The organism is Photorhabdus sp. RW14-46, from assembly GCF_963887965.1.
Lineage (GTDB): Bacteria > Pseudomonadota > Gammaproteobacteria > Enterobacterales > Enterobacteriaceae > Photorhabdus > Photorhabdus laumondii.
In genome coordinates this window covers 214808-237749 of sequence record NZ_CAWPHH010000004.1, presented here as the reverse complement: position 1 = coordinate 237749, position 22942 = coordinate 214808, and the positions used below count along the sequence as shown (strand labels likewise).

The 22942-nt window shown below is 46.0% G+C and carries 14 protein-coding genes and 1 other annotated feature; all 14 genes read left to right on the top strand.

Going from position 1 to position 22942, the window contains the following annotated elements:
- Positions 1–8381, top strand: an 8381-nt coding sequence (locus AACQ38_RS05830; RefSeq protein WP_165577654.1) for a non-ribosomal peptide synthetase, incomplete at its 5' end; no start/stop codon positions are given.
- 377 nt (positions 8382–8758) lie between these two features.
- Positions 8759–10687 (top strand): threonine--tRNA ligase, encoded by a 1929-nt coding sequence (gene thrS / locus AACQ38_RS05825; RefSeq protein ID WP_011146891.1) that lies wholly within the window; start codon positions 8759–8761, stop codon positions 10685–10687.
- Positions 10688–10690: 3 nt separating this feature from the next.
- Complete coding sequence (gene infC, locus AACQ38_RS05820) at positions 10691–11230, top strand: translation initiation factor IF-3 (protein WP_071824118.1); 540 nt, start codon at positions 10691–10693, stop codon at positions 11228–11230.
- Positions 11231–11327: 97 nt separating this feature from the next.
- Positions 11328–11525, top strand: a complete 198-nt coding sequence (gene rpmI / locus AACQ38_RS05815) for a 50S ribosomal protein L35 (protein WP_011146889.1) — start codon at positions 11328–11330, stop codon at positions 11523–11525.
- 41 nt (positions 11526–11566) lie between these two features.
- Complete coding sequence (gene rplT, locus AACQ38_RS05810) at positions 11567–11923, top strand: 50S ribosomal protein L20 (protein ID WP_058588404.1); 357 nt, start codon at positions 11567–11569, stop codon at positions 11921–11923.
- 103 nt (positions 11924–12026) lie between these two features.
- Positions 12027–12151 (top strand) — a sequence feature (Phe leader region).
- An 83-nt stretch (positions 12152–12234) separates the two neighbouring features.
- Positions 12235–13218, top strand: coding sequence for a phenylalanine--tRNA ligase subunit alpha (gene pheS, locus AACQ38_RS05805; RefSeq protein ID WP_058588405.1), 984 nt, complete (start codon positions 12235–12237; stop codon positions 13216–13218).
- A 14-nt stretch (positions 13219–13232) separates the two neighbouring features.
- Complete coding sequence (gene pheT, locus AACQ38_RS05800) at positions 13233–15620, top strand: phenylalanine--tRNA ligase subunit beta (RefSeq protein ID WP_165577653.1); 2388 nt, start codon at positions 13233–13235, stop codon at positions 15618–15620.
- Positions 15621–15624: 4 nt separating this feature from the next.
- Positions 15625–15921, top strand: coding sequence for an integration host factor subunit alpha (ihfA, locus tag AACQ38_RS05795; RefSeq protein ID WP_011146885.1), 297 nt, complete (start codon positions 15625–15627; stop codon positions 15919–15921).
- Positions 15922–15986: 65 nt separating this feature from the next.
- Positions 15987–16994: a vitamin B12 ABC transporter permease BtuC gene (btuC, locus tag AACQ38_RS05790; RefSeq protein ID WP_058588407.1), complete on the top strand. Its 1008-nt coding sequence runs from the start codon at positions 15987–15989 to the stop codon at positions 16992–16994.
- 34 nt (positions 16995–17028) lie between these two features.
- On the top strand, positions 17029–17775 hold the full coding sequence (gene btuD, locus AACQ38_RS05785) for a vitamin B12 ABC transporter ATP-binding protein BtuD (protein WP_058588430.1): 747 nt from the start codon (positions 17029–17031) through the stop codon (positions 17773–17775).
- A gap of 160 nt (positions 17776–17935) precedes the next feature.
- The gene (gene arnB, locus AACQ38_RS05780; protein ID WP_165577652.1) at positions 17936–19081 is read left to right on the top strand and encodes a UDP-4-amino-4-deoxy-L-arabinose aminotransferase; all 1146 of its coding nucleotides are present in this window, start codon (positions 17936–17938) and stop codon (positions 19079–19081) included.
- Positions 19082–20059: an undecaprenyl-phosphate 4-deoxy-4-formamido-L-arabinose transferase gene (gene arnC / locus AACQ38_RS05775; RefSeq protein WP_058588409.1), complete on the top strand. Its 978-nt coding sequence runs from the start codon at positions 19082–19084 to the stop codon at positions 20057–20059.
- Complete coding sequence (gene arnA, locus AACQ38_RS05770) at positions 20060–22042, top strand: bifunctional UDP-4-amino-4-deoxy-L-arabinose formyltransferase/UDP-glucuronic acid oxidase ArnA (protein WP_165577651.1); 1983 nt, start codon at positions 20060–20062, stop codon at positions 22040–22042.
- Positions 22042–22935 (top strand): 4-deoxy-4-formamido-L-arabinose-phosphoundecaprenol deformylase, encoded by an 894-nt coding sequence (gene arnD / locus AACQ38_RS05765; RefSeq protein ID WP_058588411.1) that lies wholly within the window; start codon positions 22042–22044, stop codon positions 22933–22935. The genes arnA and arnD overlap by 1 nt, the downstream gene beginning before the upstream one ends.
- The last annotated feature ends 7 nt before the right edge of the window (positions 22936–22942 follow it).

Sequence of the window (22942 nt, the reverse complement as noted above, 5' to 3'; positions counted from 1 at the left end):
GGGAAATCATGATGGCGTTGGGAAGTGGGGCCTGTCTGGTTATCGCAGTCGATATCGTCCGGCAGGACCCGCTTCGTCTCTGGCATTATCTGGAGCAACAGGCAGTGACCCATGCCTGTCTGACCCCAGCCTTTCTCCGGGAAAGGACCGATTTACCGGAAATGACGATAAGACCTACGGTGATACTCGGTGGTGAAGCACCTAGCGTAATGCTGCTTCAGGCACTGAGTCGTCGGGCAACGGTGTTTAATGCCTATGGCCCGACAGAAATCACGGTGTGTGCGACGACCTGGCGTTGTCCACCAGACTACACGGATATGTTAGTGCCTATCGGCCATCCAACGGCCAACACCCAGATTTATCTGTTGGATAGCTACGGCCAGCCAGTGCCGCTGGGAGTAGTGGGTGAGTTGTATGTTGGTGGTGTGGGGGTGGCGCGTGGCTACCTTAATCGTCCTGAGCTGACCGCAGAACGTTTTCTGTCGGATCCGTTCAGTGATGAACCCAATGCCCGCCTGTACCGGACCGGGGATTTGGCTCGTTACCTGCCAGACGGCAATCTGGAGTTACTGGGCCGTAATGACCAACAGGTGAAAATCCGCGGTTTCCGTATTGAGCCGGGGGAAATCGAAGCCCGATTGATGGAACACCCAGCGGTGCAAGAGGCTGTTGTGTTGGTGCTGGGTGATGAGCAGAACAAACGGTTGGTAGCTTATATAGTGGCAGAAGCGGATGAGGCGCTGGTTAACCGTCTGCGTACACACTTGAGCGCAATCTTACCGGATTATATGGTGCCGGCGGCTTTTGTACGCCTGAATGCCTTCCCGCTGACCCCGAACGGCAAACTAGATCGTCGGGCATTACCGGTACCGGGGGAAGAGGCTTTTGTCCGGCAGATTTACGCCGCACCGTCAGGAGAGATGGAAACCACATTAGCCGCTATCTGGCGTGAATTACTGGGCGTTGAGCGGATTAGCCGGTACGACAACTTTTTCGCACTGGGCGGCCATTCGTTATTGGCGGTGAGGATGATGAACCGGATAGCGGCGTTGGAGATTGAATTACCACTGTCTACGCTGTTTACATTCCCTGCTTTGGCCGATTTTGCTGAAGCGATAAATACTCGATTGAATGAGCAGAGCAGCAAACTACCGGTCATTATACCACTATCTGGTGAGGGTAAATTGCCGTTGTCATTTGCGCAACAGCGTCTGTGGTTCCTGTCCCAGTTTGATGGAGTGAGTGAAACCTATCATATTCCGGTGGCCCTGCATTTGCGTGGTCGGTTGGATATCGCTGCTTGGCAGCAGGCGCTTGATGCACTGTTTTCCCGCCACAAAGCGTTGCGTTCTGTCTTCGTTGCCGTTGACGGTCAGCCGCAGGTGGAGTTATTGCCGGCAGCATCAGGTTTGCCGATGAAAAAATATGATCTGCGTAACGCACCTGATGCGGATGCGCAGCTTGCCTCTCTCTCTGCTCAGGAAACCGAAGTACCATTTAACCTTACCCGTGGCCCATTAATCCGCTCCAGTCTGGTACAACTGGCTAATGATGAACATGTCTTCCTACTGACTCTGCATCATATTATTTTCGATGGTTGGTCTGTCAGCGTGTTGATGCGTGAATTAAACACCCTTTACACCGCGTTTCTGGCGGGGCAGCCGGATCCATTGCCACCGTTGACGATTCAGTATCCTGATTACGCCGCTTGGCAGCGCCAATGGCTGTCGGCTGAACGGATACAGTCCCAATCTGATTATTGGCGCACGAAGCTGGCTGACGCACCGATTCTCTTGGATTTGCCTACTGATCGGCCACGTCCTCCTCAGCAGTCATTTGCTGGGAATATCTTACTCGTCAGTCTGGATGCGGAGTTAACCCAATCTCTCAAGCGCCTGAGTGAACAGCAGGGTGTCACGTTATTTATGACCCTGTTGGCCGCTTGGGCGACGGTTTTGTCGCGCCTGTCAGGTCAGGATGATGTGGTTATCGGTACCCCAAGTGCGGGCCGCAGTCGGCAAGAAGTGGAATCCCTGATCGGCTTCTTTGTGAATACGCTGGCATTGCGGATGGATTTATCCGGTGCACCGAATGTGACGGAATTGCTGGCGCGTGTACGACAAACTGCACTGGCGGCACAGGAACATCAGGATCTCCCGTTTGAACAGGTGGTGGAAATCGTGCAACCGTCGCGCCAACTGGTGCATACCCCATTGTTCCAGGTGATGTTTGCTTGGCAGAGCAATGAAAATAGGGACTGGATGTTACCCGGACTGACCATTTCACCTGTTGGGCGATCTTTTGATATCGCTAAGTTTGATCTTGAGCTGAATTTGTCTGAGATGGATGGACGGATTGTCGGTTATCTGAATTATGCCACCACCCTGTTTGATCAATCGACCGTTGAGCGGCAGGTGGGCTATCTCCATACCGTATTGCGAGAGATGACGGCTAACCCTCAACAGCCAGTTGGGAAAATCGATATCCTGACCGTGGCGGAACGCAAACTGTTGCTGGAAACCTGGAATGCAACCCAAACGCGATATCCTGACCAGACATGTATTCACCGGCTGTTTGAGCAGCAGACGGAGAAAACCCCTGACGCAGTAGCGCTGGTGTATGAAGAGCGCATTCTCAGCTATGCTGAATTAAATGCCCGCGCCAATCGGCTGGCCTATCGGTTAATTGAGCGCGGGGTACAGTCGGATGATCGGATCGTGGTGTTGTTAGAACGATCTATTGAGCTGGTTGTAGCTCAGTTGGCTATTCTCAAGGCAGGAGCCGTTTATGTGCCGATCGATCCCCGGATGCCGGACGAGCGGAAAAACTGGCTGATAAGCGACTGTTCAGCCAAATTATTGCTCTCCGATATCTTGGTTAACCTAGCGGTCCTTCAGTTCTGCCTTGATGATGAGATGGACGCTATCAGGCAGGAAGATCACTGTAATCTTGACTTACCCCGCTCCAGTACCGAATTGGCCTATATTATGTATACCTCCGGCTCGACCGGCACACCCAAAGGGGTAATGGTGCCACATCGTGCGGTGGTTCGGCTGGCGATTAATAATGGGTACGCTGAAATCGGGGCAGATGATCGGGTCGCGTTTGAAGCTAACCCGGTTTTTGATGCCAGTACCTTTGAAGTTTGGGCACCGTTGCTTAATGGCGGTGCGCTAGTGGTGATTGATCACGCCACATTGCTGACGCCGAAAGAGTTTGTTCAGGCATTACAGACTTATCGCATTACCGTACTGTGGCTGAGTGTTGGGCTGTTTAACCGACTGGCGACAGCGTTGTCCCCGGTGTTGCCACAAATCAAAACCCTGATTGTTGGCGGTGATATTCTTGATCCACATGTCATTGCCCAGGTTCTGCGTGATGGCCCGCCTCAACAATTATTGAATGGTTATGGACCGAGTGAGGGTACCACCTTCACTACCACCTACCGCATTACGGCATTATCACCGGAAGTGAGCCGGATCCCCATTGGTCGACCGATAGCTAATACGCAGGTTTATCTGTTGGATACCTATGGTCAATTGGTACCGCAGGGGGTAACCGGTGAGATTTATATCGGTGGGGATGGGGTTGCCTGTGGCTATCTCAATCGCCCCGAACTGACCGCGGAACGTTTTCTGCTAGATCCGTTTAGTGATAAGCCGGATGCCCGCTTGTACCGCACCGGGGATTTGGCCCGTTACCTGCCAGACGGTAATCTGGAATTCCTAGGCCGTAATGACCAGCAAGTGAAAATCCGTGGTTTCCGTATTGAGCCGGGGGAAATCGAAGTCCGGCTGATGGAACATCCGGCGGTGAGTGAAGCTGTTGTGTTGGCACAGGGTGACAGCCAGGACAAACGATTGGTAGCTTATGTAGCAGCAGAAGCGAATGAAGAGTTGGTTAACCATCTGCGTACTCATCTAAGCGCTATTTTGCCGGATTATATGGTACCGGCAGCGTTTGTACGCCTGGATTCCTTCCCCTTGACACCAAACGGCAAGCTGGACCGTCGGGCGTTACCGGCACCGGGGGAAGAAGCTTTTGCTCGGCAGGTTTATGCAGCGCCGCAAGGGGTGACAGAAACCACACTGGCTGCTATCTGGAGCGAGTTGTTAGGCGTTGAGCAGGTCAGTCGGCATGATAGCTTCTTTGCGTTGGGGGGGCATTCATTGTTGGCGGTGCGGATGATTGAGCGCCTGCGTAACGCGGGGCTAATACTAGCGGTACGTGATCTGTTCCAATCCCCGGTGTTATCCGCATTTGCGCAAACAGTAGGGCTGTCCCGGGCAGTGGTAGTACCGGCGAATGTCATCACCCCGGCGACCACGGTACTTACACCTGAGATGTTGCCGCTGATTGAGTTGGCCCAGCCTGAGATTGACCATATTGTGGAACAAGTGCCGGGAGGGATGGCCAATATTCAGGATATCTATGCCCTGTCTCCGTTGCAGGACGGTATTCTGTTCCACCATTTACTGGCGAACAAAGGCGATCCGTATCTGTTGGCTTATCCTATAGCCTTTGCTGATCGTTCATTGCTAGATCGTTATCTGGCGGCAGTGCAACAGGTGATTAATCGCCATGACATCCTGCGTACTGCCTTTGTTTGGCAAGGATTATCAGTTCCGGCTCAGGTAGTCTGGCGTCAAGCGTCGTTATCAGTGACTGAATTGACGTTGGATCCCGCAGATGGGCCAGTTTATGAACAATTGTCTCAACGTTTTGACCCGCGTCAGCATCGTCTTGATTTAGGACAGGCACCACTATTACGTTTTGTTATTGCACAAGAGACGGATGGTCGTTGGATCGTATTGCAATTGCAGCATCATTTGATTGGCGACCATACCGCAATGGATGTGATGAACCGTGAAGTTCAGGCGTACCTTGCCGGGCAGGGGGACAGCTTGCCTGTTCCGATTCCTTTCCGCAATCTGGTGGCTCAGGCTCGGCTGGGGATGAGTCAGGCCGAGCATACCCGCTTCTTCACCGATATGTTGGCAGAGGTGGATCAACCGACGTTACCATTCGGGTTGACGGAGGTACATCGGGATGGTTCACAGGTGGCCCAATCACACCGGATGTTGCCTGCCATGTTGAATGACCGTTTACGTCATCAGGCTCGGCGTCTGGGCGTTAGTTTGGCTGCGTTGTGTCATTTGGCTTGGGCACAGGTGCTGTCACGTACCAGCGGACAGGAGAAAGTGGTGTTTGGTACCGTGCTGTTTGGGCGGATGCAGGCAGGGGAAGGTGGTGACAGCGGCATGGGATTGTTTATTAATACATTGCCATTAAGGCTGGATATGGATGATACCCCGGTGCAGGAGAGTGTACAGGCTGCACATACTCGGCTGGCTGGATTATTGGAACATGAGCACGCTTCACTGGCATTGGCTCAACGTTGCAGCGGGGTACAAAATGGAATTCCACTCTTTAGTGCTTTGTTGAACTACCGGCATAATGCGCCCGTGATTGTCACGGATGAAGTTACCAATGGCATTGAATTTCAGGGTGAGCAAGAGCGCACTAATTACCCGTTTGTTTTGTCGGTGGAGGATTTTAGTAATGCACTTGGGCTGACGACGCAAATCGTTCAACCGATTGATCCGGAGCGGATATGTGATTATATGCAACAGGCACTGGAAAGCTTGGCAGATGCGCTTGAACAGAAGTCGGAGACACCGATACGGTTGCTGAATATCTTGCCGGAAGCTGAGAAGAAGCTGTTGCTGGAGAGCTGGAATGCAACCCAAGCGTTGTATCCTGACCAATGTTGCATGCACCGGCTGTTTGAACAACAGGCAGAAAAAACCCCTGATGCGATAGCGCTGATGTATGGAGAATACATTCTCAACTATGCGGAATTAAATGCTCGTGCTAACCGGCTGGCTCGCCGGTTAATCGGGCTTGGGATTAGGTCGGATGATCGCGTGGCTGTACTGTTAGAGCGTTCTGTTGAACTGGTGATAGCTCAGTTGGCTATCCTCAAGGCCGGGGCTGTTTATGTGCCACTCGATCTCCGTATACCGGACGAACGGCTGCATTGGCTGATAAGCGATTGTTCAGCCAAATTGTTGCTTACGGATATTCCAGTTGACCTGGATATTCCCCTGTATTGCTTTGCCGATGAGGTAGACGATATTGAGGAAGAAGGTTACCTCAATCTTGATTTACCTCGTTCCAGTACCGATCTGGCTTATATCATGTATACCTCTGGCTCGACTGGCACACCAAAAGGGGTAATGGTGCCGCATCGGGCCGTGGTCCGACTGGTGATTAATAATGGCTACGCTGAAATCGGGCCGGATGATCGGGTGGCTTTTGAGGCTAATCCGGCTTTCGATGCTAGTACCTTTGAAGTTTGGGCTCCATTGCTTAATGGTGGAACACTAGTGGTAATTGATCACACTACTGTATTGACGCCGCAGGAGTTTGTCCAAACATTACAGGCTTATCGAGTCACTGTTATGTGGTTGAGTGTCGGGTTGTTTAACCGATTAGCGGCAGAGTTGTCCACGGTTCTTCCGCAGCTCAAAATCCTGATTGTCGGCGGCGATGTGCTGGATCCGCATGCGATAGCGCAGGTTCTGCGTGATGGCCCGCCTCAACAGTTATTGAATGGTTACGGGCCAAGTGAGGGCACTACCTTTACCACCACCTACCGCATCACGGCATTATCACCGGGAATGACCCAGATCCCTATTGGTCGACCAATAGCTAATACGCGGGTTTATCTGCTGGATATCTATGGCCAGCCAGTGCCGCAGGGGGTAACCGGTGAGATTTATATCGGTGGGGATGGGGTTGCCTGTGGCTATCTCAATCGTCCTGAGTTAACGGCTGAACGCTTCCTTGTTGATCCATTTAGTGATTTACCTGATGCCCGCATGTACCGAACAGGAGATTTAGCCCGTTACCTGCCAGACGGTAATTTGGAGTTCTTGGGCCGTAACGATCAGCAAATTAAAATCCGAGGTTTCCGTATTGAGCCGGGTGAAATTGAGGCACGGTTGGTGGAATATCCAACTGTACAAGAGGCCATTGTGTTGGTGCTAGGTGATGGACAGGACAAACGTTTGGTCGCTTATGTGGTGGCACAGGAGGATGAAGGACTGGCTAATAGCTTGCATACTTACCTGAGTGCCATTTTACCGGATTACATGGTGCCGTCGGTTTTTGTGCGTGTGGATGATTTTCCGTTGACTCCCAACGGTAAATTGGATCGTCATGCGTTACCAGCTCCAGGCAATGAAGCGTTTGCCCGGCAGGTCTATGAAGCGCCACAAGGAGAAATGGAAACCGTATTGGTGGCTATTTGGTGTGAATTACTGGCGATTGAGCAGGTAAGCCGGTATGACAATTTCTTCGCCTTGGGTGGTCACTCACTGTTGGCTATGCGGATGATAAATCTTGCAGCTAATCATGGACTTATTTGTACATTGAATGATCTGTTTCAATTCCCTGTTCTGTCTGAACTGGCCGCGAAAATGACATCAGATAAGCTGTCTCAACCGAGAAATAGCGCAATATCGGTGCGATCTGATGGAACAGGTTTACCGTTATTCTTTGTGCCCAGTGGGATGGGTGATTATTCCTATGTGTTCGGGTTGTCTCAACAGCTTCATCTAGGCTACCCGATTTATGCACTGCCTTGGCCGTCCATCAGTGAAGAACCAATGTCGACAATGGAAGAGCAAGCGACAAGAATGATCAACTTTATGAAAGCGGTTCAACCGGAAGGTCCATATCGGATATGTGGTTATTCTTCCGGTGGCATATTGGCTTACGCGATTGCCCAACAACTTCTGTATTCCAGTGAGGTGGTTAATTTCCTCGGTCTGATAGATACGCCTGCTCCTCATTATTACAGGCAACGGATAACGCCACCAAAACTTCAATTTTTTATTGAATTGGCGAGGCAGGCAGAGGACGGATATATTGAAGAAATGGCGGCACTGTACCGGCGAATTGATGAGTTAAATTTGGTGCAGTTTATCGAAACGGCGCAGAAATTGGCATTATACCCGGCGAATCTGCGTGCCGATTTAATCGCAAAACGTTGGGAGCAGATAGCAAATTATGCACAAATAGTTAGAGACTATGAGCCGCAAGTATCAGCGATAACGCTGCATCAATTCTATGCAATGGAATCTTCTCCATCTGTTCCTGTTGTTATAGATACTAAAATTATGGATATTGAACCACAGCCTTTAAACATGGGTTCGTCGTTAGGTTGGGCGCAGGTATTACCCGATTCTTCGCTTCGGTTAATTCCGATTTCGGGTAACCATTTTAGTCTGTTGGAGAATAATGAGGATAAAGTTGCTTTAGTTCAGGCTTTAAATATGGCGTTGGCAGTGGGTTGGAACGAAGAGGTTCAGTAATGGCTTAAAGAGACTAAAACGATCCTGTATCCGTATAATAATCCGGCATATATAAATTATGCCGGGTTTTCTATATGTGTTTTGAAGAGAATTGTTATCTGTTTTTCCTCAACCCTATTATTTCATTAGATGGATTCGACTAATAAATGCAAATGATTTTACCCATACTAAACATCGCCGTGACCTGACTGGTTGTTGGTGGTATATTTTCGCGGTGTTTCGGTATTGAAGGTAGTCACTTTTTACATTGTGTACCAATTTTAGTACCAAACTTTAATGGATTGACGAGATAATAATTTAAATCGTTATTTTAGTTGAATATCAAACTCCTTCAAGTGACCTTTCGTGTGGGTCACCACTGTAGATAAGGATTTTAAATGCCTGTTGTTACTCTTCCTGACGGTAGCCAACGCCAGTTTGACCATGCCGTTTCTGTAATGGATGTTGCCTGTGATATTGGTCCTGGTTTAGCGAAAGCATGCATTGCTGGCCGCGTAAATGGTGAGCTAGTGGATGCTTGTGAATTAATCGATTCAGATGCAAATCTTGCCATCATCACGAGTAAAGATGATGCAGGGCTGGAAATTATCCGCCATTCATGCGCTCATCTGCTGGGCCATGCGATTAAACAATTATGGCCAGATACGAAAATGGCTATTGGTCCGATTATTGATAATGGTTTTTACTATGATGTTGATCTTGGCCGTGCCCTGACGCAGGAAGATATTGAACTGCTTGAAAAGCGCATGTTGGAACTTGCCAAAAAAGACTATGACGTCATCAAGAAAAAAGTGAACTGGCAAGAAGCTCGTGATACCTTCGTTGCTCGTGGTGAGGATTATAAAGTACAAATTTTGGATGAAAACATCAGTCGAGATGATCGTCCTGGTCTCTATAATCATGAAGAATATATTGACATGTGCCGTGGCCCACATGTGCCAAATATGCGTTTCTGCCATCATTTTAAATTGCAGAAAGTTGCAGGGGCATATTGGCGTGGGGATAGCAACAATAAAATGTTGCAACGAATATACGGTACCGCGTGGGCTGATAAGAAACAGCTCAATACTTATCTGCAACGTTTGGAAGAAGCGGCTAAACGTGACCATCGTAAGATTGGTAAACAATTAGATCTATACCACATGCAGGAAGAAGCTCCAGGTATGGCATTCTGGCATAATGATGGTTGGACTATTTTCCGTGAGCTGGAAACTTTTGTCCGGACCAAACTGAAAGAATACCAATATCAGGAAGTTAAAGGTCCGTTTATGATGGACCGTGTTATGTGGGAAAGAACGGGTCACTGGGAAAACTACGGTGAACATATGTTTACCACTTCTTCAGAGAACCGAGAATATTGCGTTAAACCGATGAACTGCCCGGGGCATATTCAGATTTTTAACCAAGGGTTAAAATCCTATCGTGATTTGCCGTTACGTATGGCTGAATTTGGTAGTTGTCACCGTAATGAACCATCAGGGGCATTACATGGCTTGATGCGGGTTCGGGGTTTTACTCAGGATGATGCTCATATCTTCTGTACAGAAGAGCAAATTCACCGGGAAGTCAGTAGTTGCATTAAGATGGTGTATGACGTTTACAGCACTTTTGGTTTTGAAAAAATCGTGGTTAAGCTGTCAACCCGCCCGGAAAAGCGCATTGGTACTGAGGAACAATGGAATCAAGCGGAAGAATCTCTGGCGGCAGCACTACAAGAAAATGGTGTTCAATTTGAATATCAGCCAGGTGAAGGTGCCTTCTACGGACCGAAAATTGAATTTACTTTGCATGATTGTTTGGATCGTGCGTGGCAATGTGGTACTGTGCAGCTCGACTTTTCACTACCAGGTCGTTTGAGTGCGTCCTACGTAGGTGAAAATAATGAACGTAAAGTTCCTGTAATGATTCACCGAGCGGTTCTGGGTTCACTGGAACGGTTTATCGGCATCCTAACTGAGGAGTATGCGGGTTTCTTCCCAACATGGATTGCCCCACAGCAGGTAGTGGTGATGAATATCACCGATAGCCAAGCTGATTATGTACAGGAATTAGTAAAAAAACTTCAAGATGCTGGCATTCGTGCAAAAGCAGACTTGAGAAACGAGAAGATTGGCTTTAAAATCCGTGAACACACTCTACGTCGTGTGCCCTACATGCTTGTCTGTGGTGAAAAAGAGGTCGAATCAGGGAAAGTTTCTGTTCGTACCCGCCGTGGTAAAGATTTGGGCAGCATTGATGTTAACGGGTTCATCGAAAAACTGCTGATAGAAATACGCAGTCGCAATCTTCATCAATTGGAGGAATAAGGTATTAAAGGCGGAAAAAGAATTCAACCAGCGCGTCCTAATCGTATTAATGAAGAGATTCGCGCTACTGAAGTTCGTTTAACAGGTTCAGATGGCGAACAGATTGGCATTGTCAGTCTGGGAAAAGCGCTTGAAAAAGCTAAGGAAGAGGGTGTTGATTTAGTTGAAATCAGCCCGAATGCTGAGCCGCCGGTTTGCCGTCTTATGGATTACGGCAAGTTCCTGTATGAGAAGAGTAAGTCAACCAAAGAACAGAAGAAAAAACAAAAGGTTACTAAGGTTAAGGAAGTTAAATTCCGTCCTGGTACAGAGGAAGGCGACTATCAGGTAAAAATAGGCAACCTGAAGCGTTTTCTGGAGAATAGCGATAAAGCCAAAGTTACCCTGCGTTTCCGTGGGCGTGAAATGGCGCACCAACAGATTGGTATCGAAATGCTTGACAAAGTTCGCAACGATCTGGATGGACTGGCGGTAGTCGAATCCTTCCCTTCGAAGATTGAAGGCCGTCAGATGGTAATGGTGCTCGCTCCTAAGAAGAAATAGTTAGGCAATCAAGTAATAAGCTCCTGTCGGTTCATCTGATTGGGGCTTGTTCGCCTGACTAATTCGTTATAATTTACAATGCAAAGTGGAAATTAAAATGCCAAAGATTAAGACAGTACGCGGCGCCGCTAAACGCTTTAAAAAAACCGCAAGTGGTGGTTTTAAGCGTAAGCGTGCTAACCTTCGTCACATTCTGACTAAGAAATCAACCAAGCGTAAACGTCATTTACGTCCAAAGGGCATGGTCTCCAAAGGTGATCTGGGCCTGGTTGTTGCTTGTTTGCCGTACGCATAAGCAATTTTTAGATTAGAACTCAAAGACGATAGGAGAAGTATATGGCTCGCGTAAAACGTGGTGTTGTCGCCCGTGCACGTCACAAGAAAATTTTAAAGCAAGCGAAAGGTTACTATGGTGCCCGTTCGCGTGTTTACCGTGTTGCCTTCCAGGCAGTAATCAAAGCAGGGCAGTACGCTTACCGTGACCGCCGTCAGCGTAAACGTCAGTTCCGTCAACTGTGGATTGCACGTATCAACGCTGCTGCACGTCAGAATGGTTTGTCTTACAGCCGTTTCATCAATGGTCTGAAAAAGGCTTCTATTGAAATCGACCGTAAGATCCTGGCTGACATCGCTGTGTTTGACAACGTGGCATTTGCTGCTTTAGTTGAAAAAGCGAAGAGCGCTCTGGCATAAGTTAGAGTAGTAAAAGAGGGGGCATGCTCCCTCTTTTACTTTGTTGTCAGATGTAGCTTACGAGAGTATCGTTGCCAAAAGAGAGTTTTATTCCGAGAGAATCAACATTATGTCTTTAGCTTTTTTTCGCATCTTTTCTTACTTTAGTGCCTGAATTCAGGGGGCTTTGCGCGTAAGAAACGAAACGAAAAGTAGCGCCTGAGCCTCCGTTGTGGAGGCTTTTTTGTTTTTATGACAAAAAGCAGAAAAGGCATATAAAGTCATTAACGATCATTACTAGCAGGCCGTTAGGCCGAAGGAAGAGGAAAACGATGCCACATCTCGCTGAACTGGTTGCAAAAGCAAGAGCAGCCGTAGAAGATGCCCAGGATGTTGCTGCGTTGGATTTGGTGCGTGTTGAATATTTAGGCAAAAAAGGCCATTTAACTCTCCAAATGTCATCGCTGCGTGATCTGCCGGCCGAAGAGCGCCCAGCAGCAGGGGCGGTTATTAATCAGGCGAAGCAAGAAGTCTTGGAAATTCTGAGTATCCGTAAAGAAAAACTGGAAACTGATCTTCTGAACTTCCGTTTAGCCGCGGAAAAGATAGATGTATCATTGCCTGGCCGCCGTATGGAAAATGGTGGGCTACATCCGGTTAACCGCACAATAGAGCGTATTGAAGCTTTCTTTGGTGAATTAGGATTTTCTGTAGAATCAGGCCCTGAGATTGAAGATGATTATCATAATTTCGATGCGCTGAATATTCCCGCCCATCATCCTGCACGTGCTGATCATGATACTTTCTGGTTTGATGCCAAACGTCTGTTGCGGACTCAGACTTCCGGTGTTCAAGTTCGAACTATGCACAATCAAAAACCACCCATTCGCGTCATTGCACCGGGTCGTGTATATCGTAATGACTACGACCAGACACACACACCTATGTTCCATCAGGTGGAAGGTTTGATTATTGATCGTGATATCAGTTTTACCAACCTGAAAGGAACGTTGCACGATTTCCTGACTAACTTTTTTGAAGAAGATTTACAAGTTCGTTTCCGACCTTCCTACTTTCCATTTACAGAACCTTCGGCGGAAGTTGATGTCATGGGTAAAAACGGCAAATGGCTGGAAGTGTTGGGTTGCGGTATGGTTCATCCTAATGTACTGCATAATGTTGGCCTTGATCCTGAAATTTATTCTGGTTTTGCTTTCGGCATGGGGGTGGAGCGCTTGACAATGTTACGTTACGGTGTAACTGATTTGCGTGCGTTCTTCGAAAATGATCTGCGTTTTCTCAAACAGTTTAAATAAGGCGGGAATATCTCATGAAATTCAGTGAACTCTGGTTACGCGAATGGGTAAATCCAGCCATCAGTAGTGAAGCATTATCTGATCAAATTACCATGATAGGTCTGGAAGTTGATGGCGTTGAAGTCGTTGCCGGTCAATTTCATGGTGTGGTGGTTGGTGAAGTTGTTCAATGTGCCCAGCATCCAAATGCGGATAAGCTACGGGTAACAAAAGTGAACGTAGGTGGTGAACGACTACTGGACATTGTTTGTGGTGCACCAAATTGCCGTTTGGGGCTGAAAGTTGCAGTAGCAACCGTGGGTGCTGTATTACCGGGTGATTTCAAAATCAAGGCGGCAAAACTGCGTGGCGAGCCTTCTGAAGGGATGCTATGTTCTTTTTCTGAACTGGGTATCTCTGAGGACCACGACGGCATTATTGAATTGCCAATGGATGCTCCTTTAGGTGTTGATCTGCGTGAATATCTGAAGCTGGATGATAAGGTTGTTGAAATCAGCATTACACCTAATCGTGCTGACTGCCTGAGTATTATAGGTGTTGCGCGTGATGTGGCTGTCGCTAATAAAATGCCATTATCTGATCCACAAATTGAAGCAGTAAAACCGACAACAGATGCTGTTTTCCCTATTCGTGTTGAAGCAACAGAAGCTTGCCCACGTTACCTGGGACGGGTAATTAAAAATATTAATGTGAAAGCGGCAACGCCACTGTGGATGCGTGAAAAATTACGTCGTGGTGGTATCCGTTCTATTGACCCGATCGTCGATGTGACTAACTATGTATTGCTTGAATTAGGCCAACCATTGCATGCGTTTGATTTGGAGCGCTTGAATGGCTCAATCACTGTGCGCATGGCGAAGCAGGATGAAAAATTGGTGCTGCTGGATGGTACAGAAGCCAATCTTTCTGCTGATACGCTAGTTATTTCTGATGAAAAACAAGCTGTTGCAATGGCGGGTATTTTTGGCGGTGAACATTCAGGTGTGAATGAAGAAACGCAAAATATTTTACTTGAGTGCGCATTTTTTGCTCCTTTAGCGATTGCTGGCCGTGCTCGTCGTTATGGTTTACATACCGATGCTTCTCACCGCTATGAACGTGGTGTTGATCCTCAGTTACAACACAAAGCAATAGAGAGAACAACTCAACTGTTGATTGATATTTGTGGTGGTGAAGTCGGCCCGATTATTGATGTTACTGATGAATCTCAATTACCTCAATCTGCGACAATCACATTGCGTCGTGAAAAACTGGAGCGTTTGATTGGTCACTATATACCTGATGAACAGGTTGGTGACATTCTGACCCGCTTAGGTTGCAAAGTCACTATTCAGGAAAATTGTTGGCAAGCGATTGCGCCAAGCTGGCGTTTTGATGTGGAGATTGAAGAAGATCTGGTGGAAGAGGTTGCCCGTATCTACGGTTACAACAATATTCCAGATGTACCAATGCGTGCAGATCTTATGATGAAAAAACATCATGAAGCGGATCTTTCCCTGCAACGTGTTAAAACTATACTGGTTGACAGAGGTTATCAAGAAGCGATTACTTATAGCTTTGTTGATCCCAAAATTCAGGCACTGTTACATCCACAGCAACAAACGTTGATGTTGCCTAATCCCATTTCGGCGGATATGTCAGCAATGCGTTTATCTCTACTGACGGGTTTGCTAACAACAGTGGTATATAACCAAAACCGTCAACAAAACCGTGTGCGCTTGTTTGAAACTGGCTTACGTTTTGTTCCTGATGAAAATGCCGATCAGGGTATTCGTCAGGAGCTGATGCTTGGGGGGGTTATTACAGGAAATCGCTTTGAAGAGCATTGGTCACTGGCAAAACAGTCCGTTGATTTCTTCGATATGAAAGGCGATTTGGAAGCTATTCTGGAGTTAACTGGAAAATTATCTAAGATTTCTTTTAGAGCAGATGTAAATCCGGCGTTGCACCCCGGTCAAAGCGCCGGGATTTATTTAGAAAATGAATACATCGGATATATTGGTGTGGTTCACCCAGAATTGGAAAGCAAACTTGACTTAAATGGCCGCACCGTGGTATTCGAAGTGCTCTGGAGCAAGCTGACAAGCCGCGTGGTTCCTGACGCGAAAGAGATTTCACGTTTCCCATCAAACCGTCGTGATATTGCGATCGTGGTGCCTGAAAATGTTGCTGTAGAAGATGTTTTGGCTGAATGCAAGAAAGTTGGCGTAAATCATATAGTTGGCATAAACTTGTTTGACGTGTATTGTGGTAAAGGTGTAGCAGAGGGTCATAAGAGCCTTGCTATAAGTTTTATCTTGCAGGATACCGCGCGTACACTGGAAGAAGAAGAGATTGCTGCGACAATTAATAAATGTGTTGCAGTGCTGAAACAGCGATTCCAAGCATCCTTGAGGGACTGAACTTATGGCGCTTACTAAAGCTGAAATGTCAGAAAATCTGTTTGAGAAACTGGGAATTAGCAAGCGTGATGCTAAAGATCTGGTTGAATTATTCTTTGAAGAAGTGCGTCGTTCTTTGGAGAATGGTGAGCAGGTAAAATTGTCTGGATTTGGCAACTTTGATTTACGGGATAAAAACCAACGTCCGGGACGTAACCCTAAGACTGGTGAGGACATTCCGATTACAGCTCGCCGAGTAGTGACATTCCGTCCTGGTCAGAAGTTAAAAAGCAGGGTTGAGAAAGCCACACCTAAAGAATAATCAAAAAGGCCGCATCAATAGCGGCCTTTTTCTTAAATGATCCGCCCTCATGAGCTTGATTTACCATGCAACCCACTCATTCCATCACTGAATTAGTGACCCGTCAGAAAAGGCATGATTATCGTTTTCTGGCAATTCTCACGTGTTTATTTTTACTCGTTTTTTTTCTCTCGCTTTGTGCTGGGGAAAATTGGATCTGGCCTAATAAATGGTTTTCTGAAACAGGTCAATTGTTTGTGTGGCAGTTACGTTTTCCTCGTGTATTAGCTGTCGTTGCTGTAGGTGCGAGCCTGACTGTGGCGGGTGCAGTAATGCAGGCACTGTTTGAAAATCCGTTGGCGGAACCTGGGCTATTGGGGGTCAGTAATGGTGCTGGCGTAGTGGTGGTGTTTTTGGTGTTGATGTTTCATGGCATTGCGCCGTTCTGGTTATTAAGTATTGGCGCTGTGCTCGGTGCGCTGACCATCACAATGATATTACTGACCTTTTCAAGAAATCGTTATCTGAATAATGCCCGTTTGTTGTTGGTGGGGGTTGCTTTTGGTGTTGTCTCTGGTGCGTTAATGACCTGGATGGTTTATTTTAGTACTAGCCTGGACTTGCGTCAGCTAATGTATTGGATGATGGGGAGTTTCAGTGGAATAGATTGGCGGCAGCAATGGTTGGTAGTCGCTCTGTTTCCTTTGATTATTTGGTTGAGCAGACAAGGAAAAGTACTTAATTTTCTTTCTCTGGGAGAAACACAGGCCCAACAGTTAGGTATCTCACTTTATTATTGGCGTAATTTATTTGTCTTTGCCGTTGGGTTGTTGGTAGGGCTAAGTGTTGCACTTGCTGGAACAATTAGCTTTATTGGTTTGGTTATTCCACATATTTTGCGTTTATGTGGCCTGACAGATTATAAAACTCTACTGCCTGCCTGTGTTCTATCCGGCGGTTATGGGTTATTGCTGGCTGATCTGCTATCTCGTCTTAGCTTGAATAATGCAGAAGTACCGATTGGCGTTGTGACTGCAACATTGGGTGCGCCAATCTTCATTTGGTTATTATTGAGAGCCAGAGACTGGGGTTAAAAAAGTGAATAATGCGCAAGCGACCAATCAGTTGATGGCTCTCAATCAGGTATCGGTACGAAACCGATTAATGCCGCTGACAGCGTTGGTACAACAAGGTGAACAGATACATCTCATTGGGCCGAATGGTTCAGGAAAAAGTACGCTATTGGCCTGTATGGCCGGTATTTTACCCTATAGTGGTGCTATTGATTTGCAACAAAAATGCCTTAGTCAATATAGTCACTGCCAATTAGCACGGTACAGAGCATGGCTTAGCCAGCAAATTTCTTCTGTGCCAATAATGCCGGTTTTTCAATATTTGCAACTGCATTTAGCTGCCCATCTTGTTAATTGTGACGATGTGTTGTCAGAACTCTGTTCCTTTTTTAAGTTGGGAAAGTTTCTAGAGACACCTATAAGCAATCTATCTGGTGGTGAATGGCAAAGGGTGCGATTAACCGGAGTTTTTTTACAAGTCTGGCCATCAATCAATTCGGAAGGCAAATTATTGCTCTTGGATGAGCCTACAAATAATCTTGATATCACTCAGGTAGCAGCACTTGATCTGTTGATAAAGAAATTCTGTGAACTCGGTGGAACCGTAGTCATGAGTGGTCATGATCTCAATCACAGCTATGATAAAGCTGATCGGATCTGGTTGCTTGCTAATGGATCACTGGTTGCGAATGGAAAGCCGGATGAGGTAATGAAAGAAAATACGCTCTCCAGAGTTTTTGCCGCTGATATCAAATGTGTGCCAGAAAAGACAGATAAATATTGGCGGGTTTTCTTACCATAATTACAGTCCAGGCTTATGTATGTGCCTGCCGTGAATCTGTACGTATCGTGGATCGATAGTAATTTCCACTTAATTTGCTAAATCATACCTGTGTTTACGATTCGTTCAAATATAGTCATCTAATATATCGTTATATTATGAATGAATTGGACTGTGTTTTATGGGTAGTTTTCTTCCATTTTCTCGTCCTGCGATGGGTGATGAAGAAATTCAGGCAGTAGAGAAGGTTCTTCGTTCGGGGTGGATTACAACAGGCCCGCAAAATCATCAATTGGAACAGGACTTTTGCCGTATGTTTGGCTGCAAATATGCGGTTGCTTTGGCCTCTGCAACGGCGGGTATGCATCTGACACTCATGGCACTGGGAATTGGTCCTGGTGACGAAGTGATTACACCGTCTCAAACTTGGGTTTCCACAATAAATATGATCTGTTTGCTTGGTGCTGAACCCATCATGATTGATGTTGATCGTCATACTTTAATGATCGACGCGCAGACAGTGAAAAAGGCGATTACATCCAGAACCAAAGCGATTATTCCTGTTCATTATGCTGGTGCTCCTTGTGACTTAGATGCATTGCGTGAGATTGCTCAGGAGGCGGGTATTCCATTGATTGAAGACGCAGCTCATGCATTAGGAACCCGTTATAAGAATGAATGGATTGGTGAGCATGGCACCGCGATTTTCTCTTTTCATGCCATAAAAAATGCCACTTGTGCGGAAGGTGGTTTAATTGCTACTGATAATAATGAACTTATTGAACGAATTCGTTGTCTAAAGTTTCATGGATTGGGTATTGATGCTTTTGACCGTCAGATTCAAGGCAGGAGAGCACAGGCAGAAGTTATAGAACCGGGTTACAAATATAATTTATCTGATATTCATGCTGCGATTGCTGTTGTGCAATTAAGTAAATTGGAATCAATGAATATTCGCCGTCGGCAAATTGTTGCCCGTTATTCAGCGGCATTAAAAGATTCGCCATTGCAGATGTTAAGTGTGCCTGATTATGAACATATTCATGCACATCACCTATTTATGGTGCGGGTTAATAAGGATGTTTGTGGCATTGATCGCGATACATTAATGGAACGTTTGAAAAACAAGAATATTGGCACAGGTTTGCATTTCAGAGCTGCACATACACAAAAATATTATCGGGATCGGTATCCGCAGTTGTCATTACCTGAATCAGAATGGAATTCAGTAACACTGTGTTCATTGCCACTCTTTCCTGATATGAGTGATGACGATGTAGATCGTGTCACTGATGCTTTACAAGAAATTATTCCGGAGCACAAATAAGTGTCATTTGAAAAAATTAAAAAAGTTTCTGTTGTTATTCCAATTTACAACGAAGAAGAAAGTTTGCCTCTTTTATTGGAAAGAACCTTAGCAGCCTGTAAACAATTGACTCAGGAATATGAGCTTATTCTGGTTGATGATGGTAGTAGTGATAAATCTGCGGAAATTCTGATTCAGGCTGCGGAACAATCTGAAAATCATATTATTGCTATTTTACTTAATCGTAATTATGGTCAGCATTCAGCGATTATGGCGGGGTTTAATCAGGTCAATGGTGATTTAGTTATTACGCTTGATGCTGATTTACAGAATCCACCAGAAGAGATCCCCCGTCTTGTTAAAACAGCTGAACAAGGTTATGACGTTGTGGGTACTCGCCGGGCTAATCGCCAGGATTCTCTATTTCGTAAAACAGCTTCAAAAATCATCAATGCTATGATTACTAAAGCAACAGGCCGTTCTATGGGCGATTATGGTTGTATGCTCCGAGCCTATCGTCGCCATATTGTTGAAGCCATGTTGCAGTGCCATGAGCGCAGCACCTTTATTCCTATCTTGGCAAACACTTTTGCCCGTAAAACCATTGAGATTGATGTCGCTCATGCAGAGCGTGAATTTGGTGATTCTAAATATAGCTTCATGAAGCTGATTAATCTGATGTATGACTTGCTAACCTGCCTGACAACAGCACCTTTGCGTTTGCTGAGTGTGGTAGGCAGTGTGATTGCCGTTTCTGGTTTTTTGCTGGCTGTATTATTGATGGTTTTACGTCTGATTTTCGGTGCCATATGGGCAGCAGAAGGGGTATTTACTCTGTTTGCTCTCCTTTTCATATTTATTGGCGCACAGTTCGTCGCGATGGGCTTATTAGGTGAATACATCGGCCGTATCTATAACGATGTTCGTGCACGCCCACGTTATTTTATTCAAAAAGTGGTCGGAGATAAAAAGACCAACGACAACCAGGAAGAGTACTAAATGAAAGCAATCGTATTTGCCTATCATGATATCGGCTGTGTCGGGATCAATGCTTTAACTAAAGCGGGTTTTGATATTCAGGCGGTATTTACCCATACAGATGATCCTAATGAAAACCATTTTTTCTCTTCTGTTGCCCGTTTAAGTGCAGATTTGGCGCTGCCGGTTTTTGCGCCAGAAAACGTTAACCATCCACTTTGGATTGAACGTATTCGGGAACTGAAACCTGATGTGATTTTCTCTTTTTATTACCGAAATATGTTGAGCGAAGATATTTTATCGCTGGCGAGCACAGGTGCATTTAATTTGCACGGTTCACTGTTGCCAAAATACCGTGGTCGTGCCCCGATTAACTGGGCGATTTTAAATGGTGAAGTGGAAACAGGAGTAACCCTGCATAAAATGGTGTTGAAACCTGATGCAGGGGATATTATTGCTCAGCATAAGGTTGTTATTGCAGAAACAGATACCGCGTTGACTTTGCATGGTAAAATTCGCGAAGCAGCGGAAAAACTGTTTGATCACGTATTACCGCAGATCAAAGCGGGAATTTATCCGGCCATACCTCAAGATGAAAGTCAGGCAACTTACTTTGGGCGTCGTACTGCTGCGGATGGCGAGATTGACTGGCACAAATCAGCCACTGAAATTAACAATCTTATCAGGGCAGTCACTGAGCCATATCCTGGGGCATTTACTTTCTTAGGTGAGCGTAAGATTACTATCTGGCGTGCTTCCCCGTTGAATGAGATGCATGACAAACCGCCGGGAACAGTATTATCGGTAGATCCGTTAATTATTGCCTGTGGAAAAGGCACGTTAGAAATTATCAATGGGCAAAGTGAATCGGGTTTGTATGTTCAGGGCCACCGTCTGGCAGTAGATATGAGCATTGTGACTGATATACGTGTTGGCCCAAAGGCAACCACTCAAATTAACCACCGGAAACGTGTATTAATTCTCGGTGTGAATGGCTTTATCGGTAATCATCTGACAGAACGTCTATTACGTGATGGCAACTATGATATTTATGGTATGGATATCGGTTCTTCCGCCATTGAGCGTTTTATTGGTAATCCGCGTTTTCACTTCATTGAAGGTGATGTCAATATCCATACTGAATGGATCGAATATCACATTAAAAAGTGTGATGTCGTTTTGCCATTGGTCGCCATTGCGACTCCAATTGAATATACCCGTAATCCGCTGCGAGTATTTGAATTGGATTTTGAAGAGAATTTAAAGATTGTCCGTTATTGCGTTAAATACAATAAACGAATTATATTCCCGTCCACATCAGAAGTTTATGGCATGTGTGATGATAAAGAATTTGATGAAGATGACTCTCGTCTAATTGTTGGCCCGATCAACAAACAACGTTGGATCTATTCTGTATCAAAACAATTGCTGGATCGTGTTATCTGGGCATATGGTGAGAAAGAGGGGCTTAAATTCACGCTATTTCGGCCATTTAACTGGATGGGGCCACGTTTGGATAATTTGAACTCGGCACGTATTGGCAGTTCCAGAGCGATCACACAATTAATATTGAACTTAGTTGAGGGTTCACCGATCAAACTGGTGGATGGTGGTGAGCAGAAACGCTGCTTTACCGATATTAATGATGGTATTGAGGCGCTGTTTCGTATTATTGAAAACCGAGATGAGTTATGTGACGGTCAAATTATCAATATTGGCAATCCAACTAATGAAGCCAGTATTCGCCAATTGGCGGAAATATTACTTGATAGCTTTGAAAACCATGAATTGAGAGATAATTTTCCTCCGTTTGCTGGATTTAAAAAGATTGAAAGTGGCAGTTACTACGGTAAAGGTTATCAGGATGTTGAACACCGTAAGCCAAGTATTAAAAATGCGGAGCGGTTACTCGATTGGAAACCAACCATTGATATGAAACAGACGATAAATGAAACACTGGATTTCTTCTTGCGTGGTGCAGTGGAAGAATTAGGGAAAAATTAATGAAACAAATTGGCTTGAGAGTTGATGTGGATACCTATCGAGGAACCGTTGAAGGAGTGCCGCAATTGCTCAAAATTTTGGCAAAACATCAGATTCAGGCCAGTTTTTTCTTTAGTGTTGGGCCGGATAATATGGGGCGTCATTTGTGGCGTCTTTTGCGGCCAAAATTCTTATGGAAAATGTTGAGGTCAAATGCAGCGTCTCTGTATGGTCTTGATATTTTACTGGCGGGAACTGCATGGCCGGGTAAGAAGATTGCTAAAGATTTGGGCTACTTGATGAAGCAAACTCTGAATGCAGGCCATGAAGTGGGTCTGCATGCTTGGGATCATCAGCGTTGGCAGGCGAAAGTGGGTCGTTGGTCTGAAGCTCAGTTAACAGAGCAGGTTAAACTGGGAGTGGATGCATTGGTACAGGCAATTGGCCAACGGGTCACGTGTTCTGCTGTTGCGGGTTGGCGGGCTGATGAACGCGTACTCGCGGTAAAGCAACAGTTTGGTTTTGATTACAACAGCGATTGTCGGGGAACTCATCCATTCAGGCCCATCCTGCCTGATGGTACTCTTGGTACCGTGCAAATTCCGGTGACGTTGCCAACTTATGACGAAGTGATAGGAACTCAGGTTAAAGATGAAGATTTTAACCAGTTTATCCTTGCTAAGATAAAAAACAGCCAGGGAGTTCCGGTATATACCATCCATACGGAAGTTGAAGGGATGTCCAAGTCCACAGAATTTGCAACATTGTTGGAAATGGTTCATCAGGAAAACATACAATTTTGTGCATTGAGTCATCTGCTGCCTGAAAATATACAGCGACTTCCTGTCGGGAGAATTGTTCGTTCTGAATTTCCCGGCAGGGAAGGGTGGTTAGGATGCCAACAAGAGGCTTAACTTATAT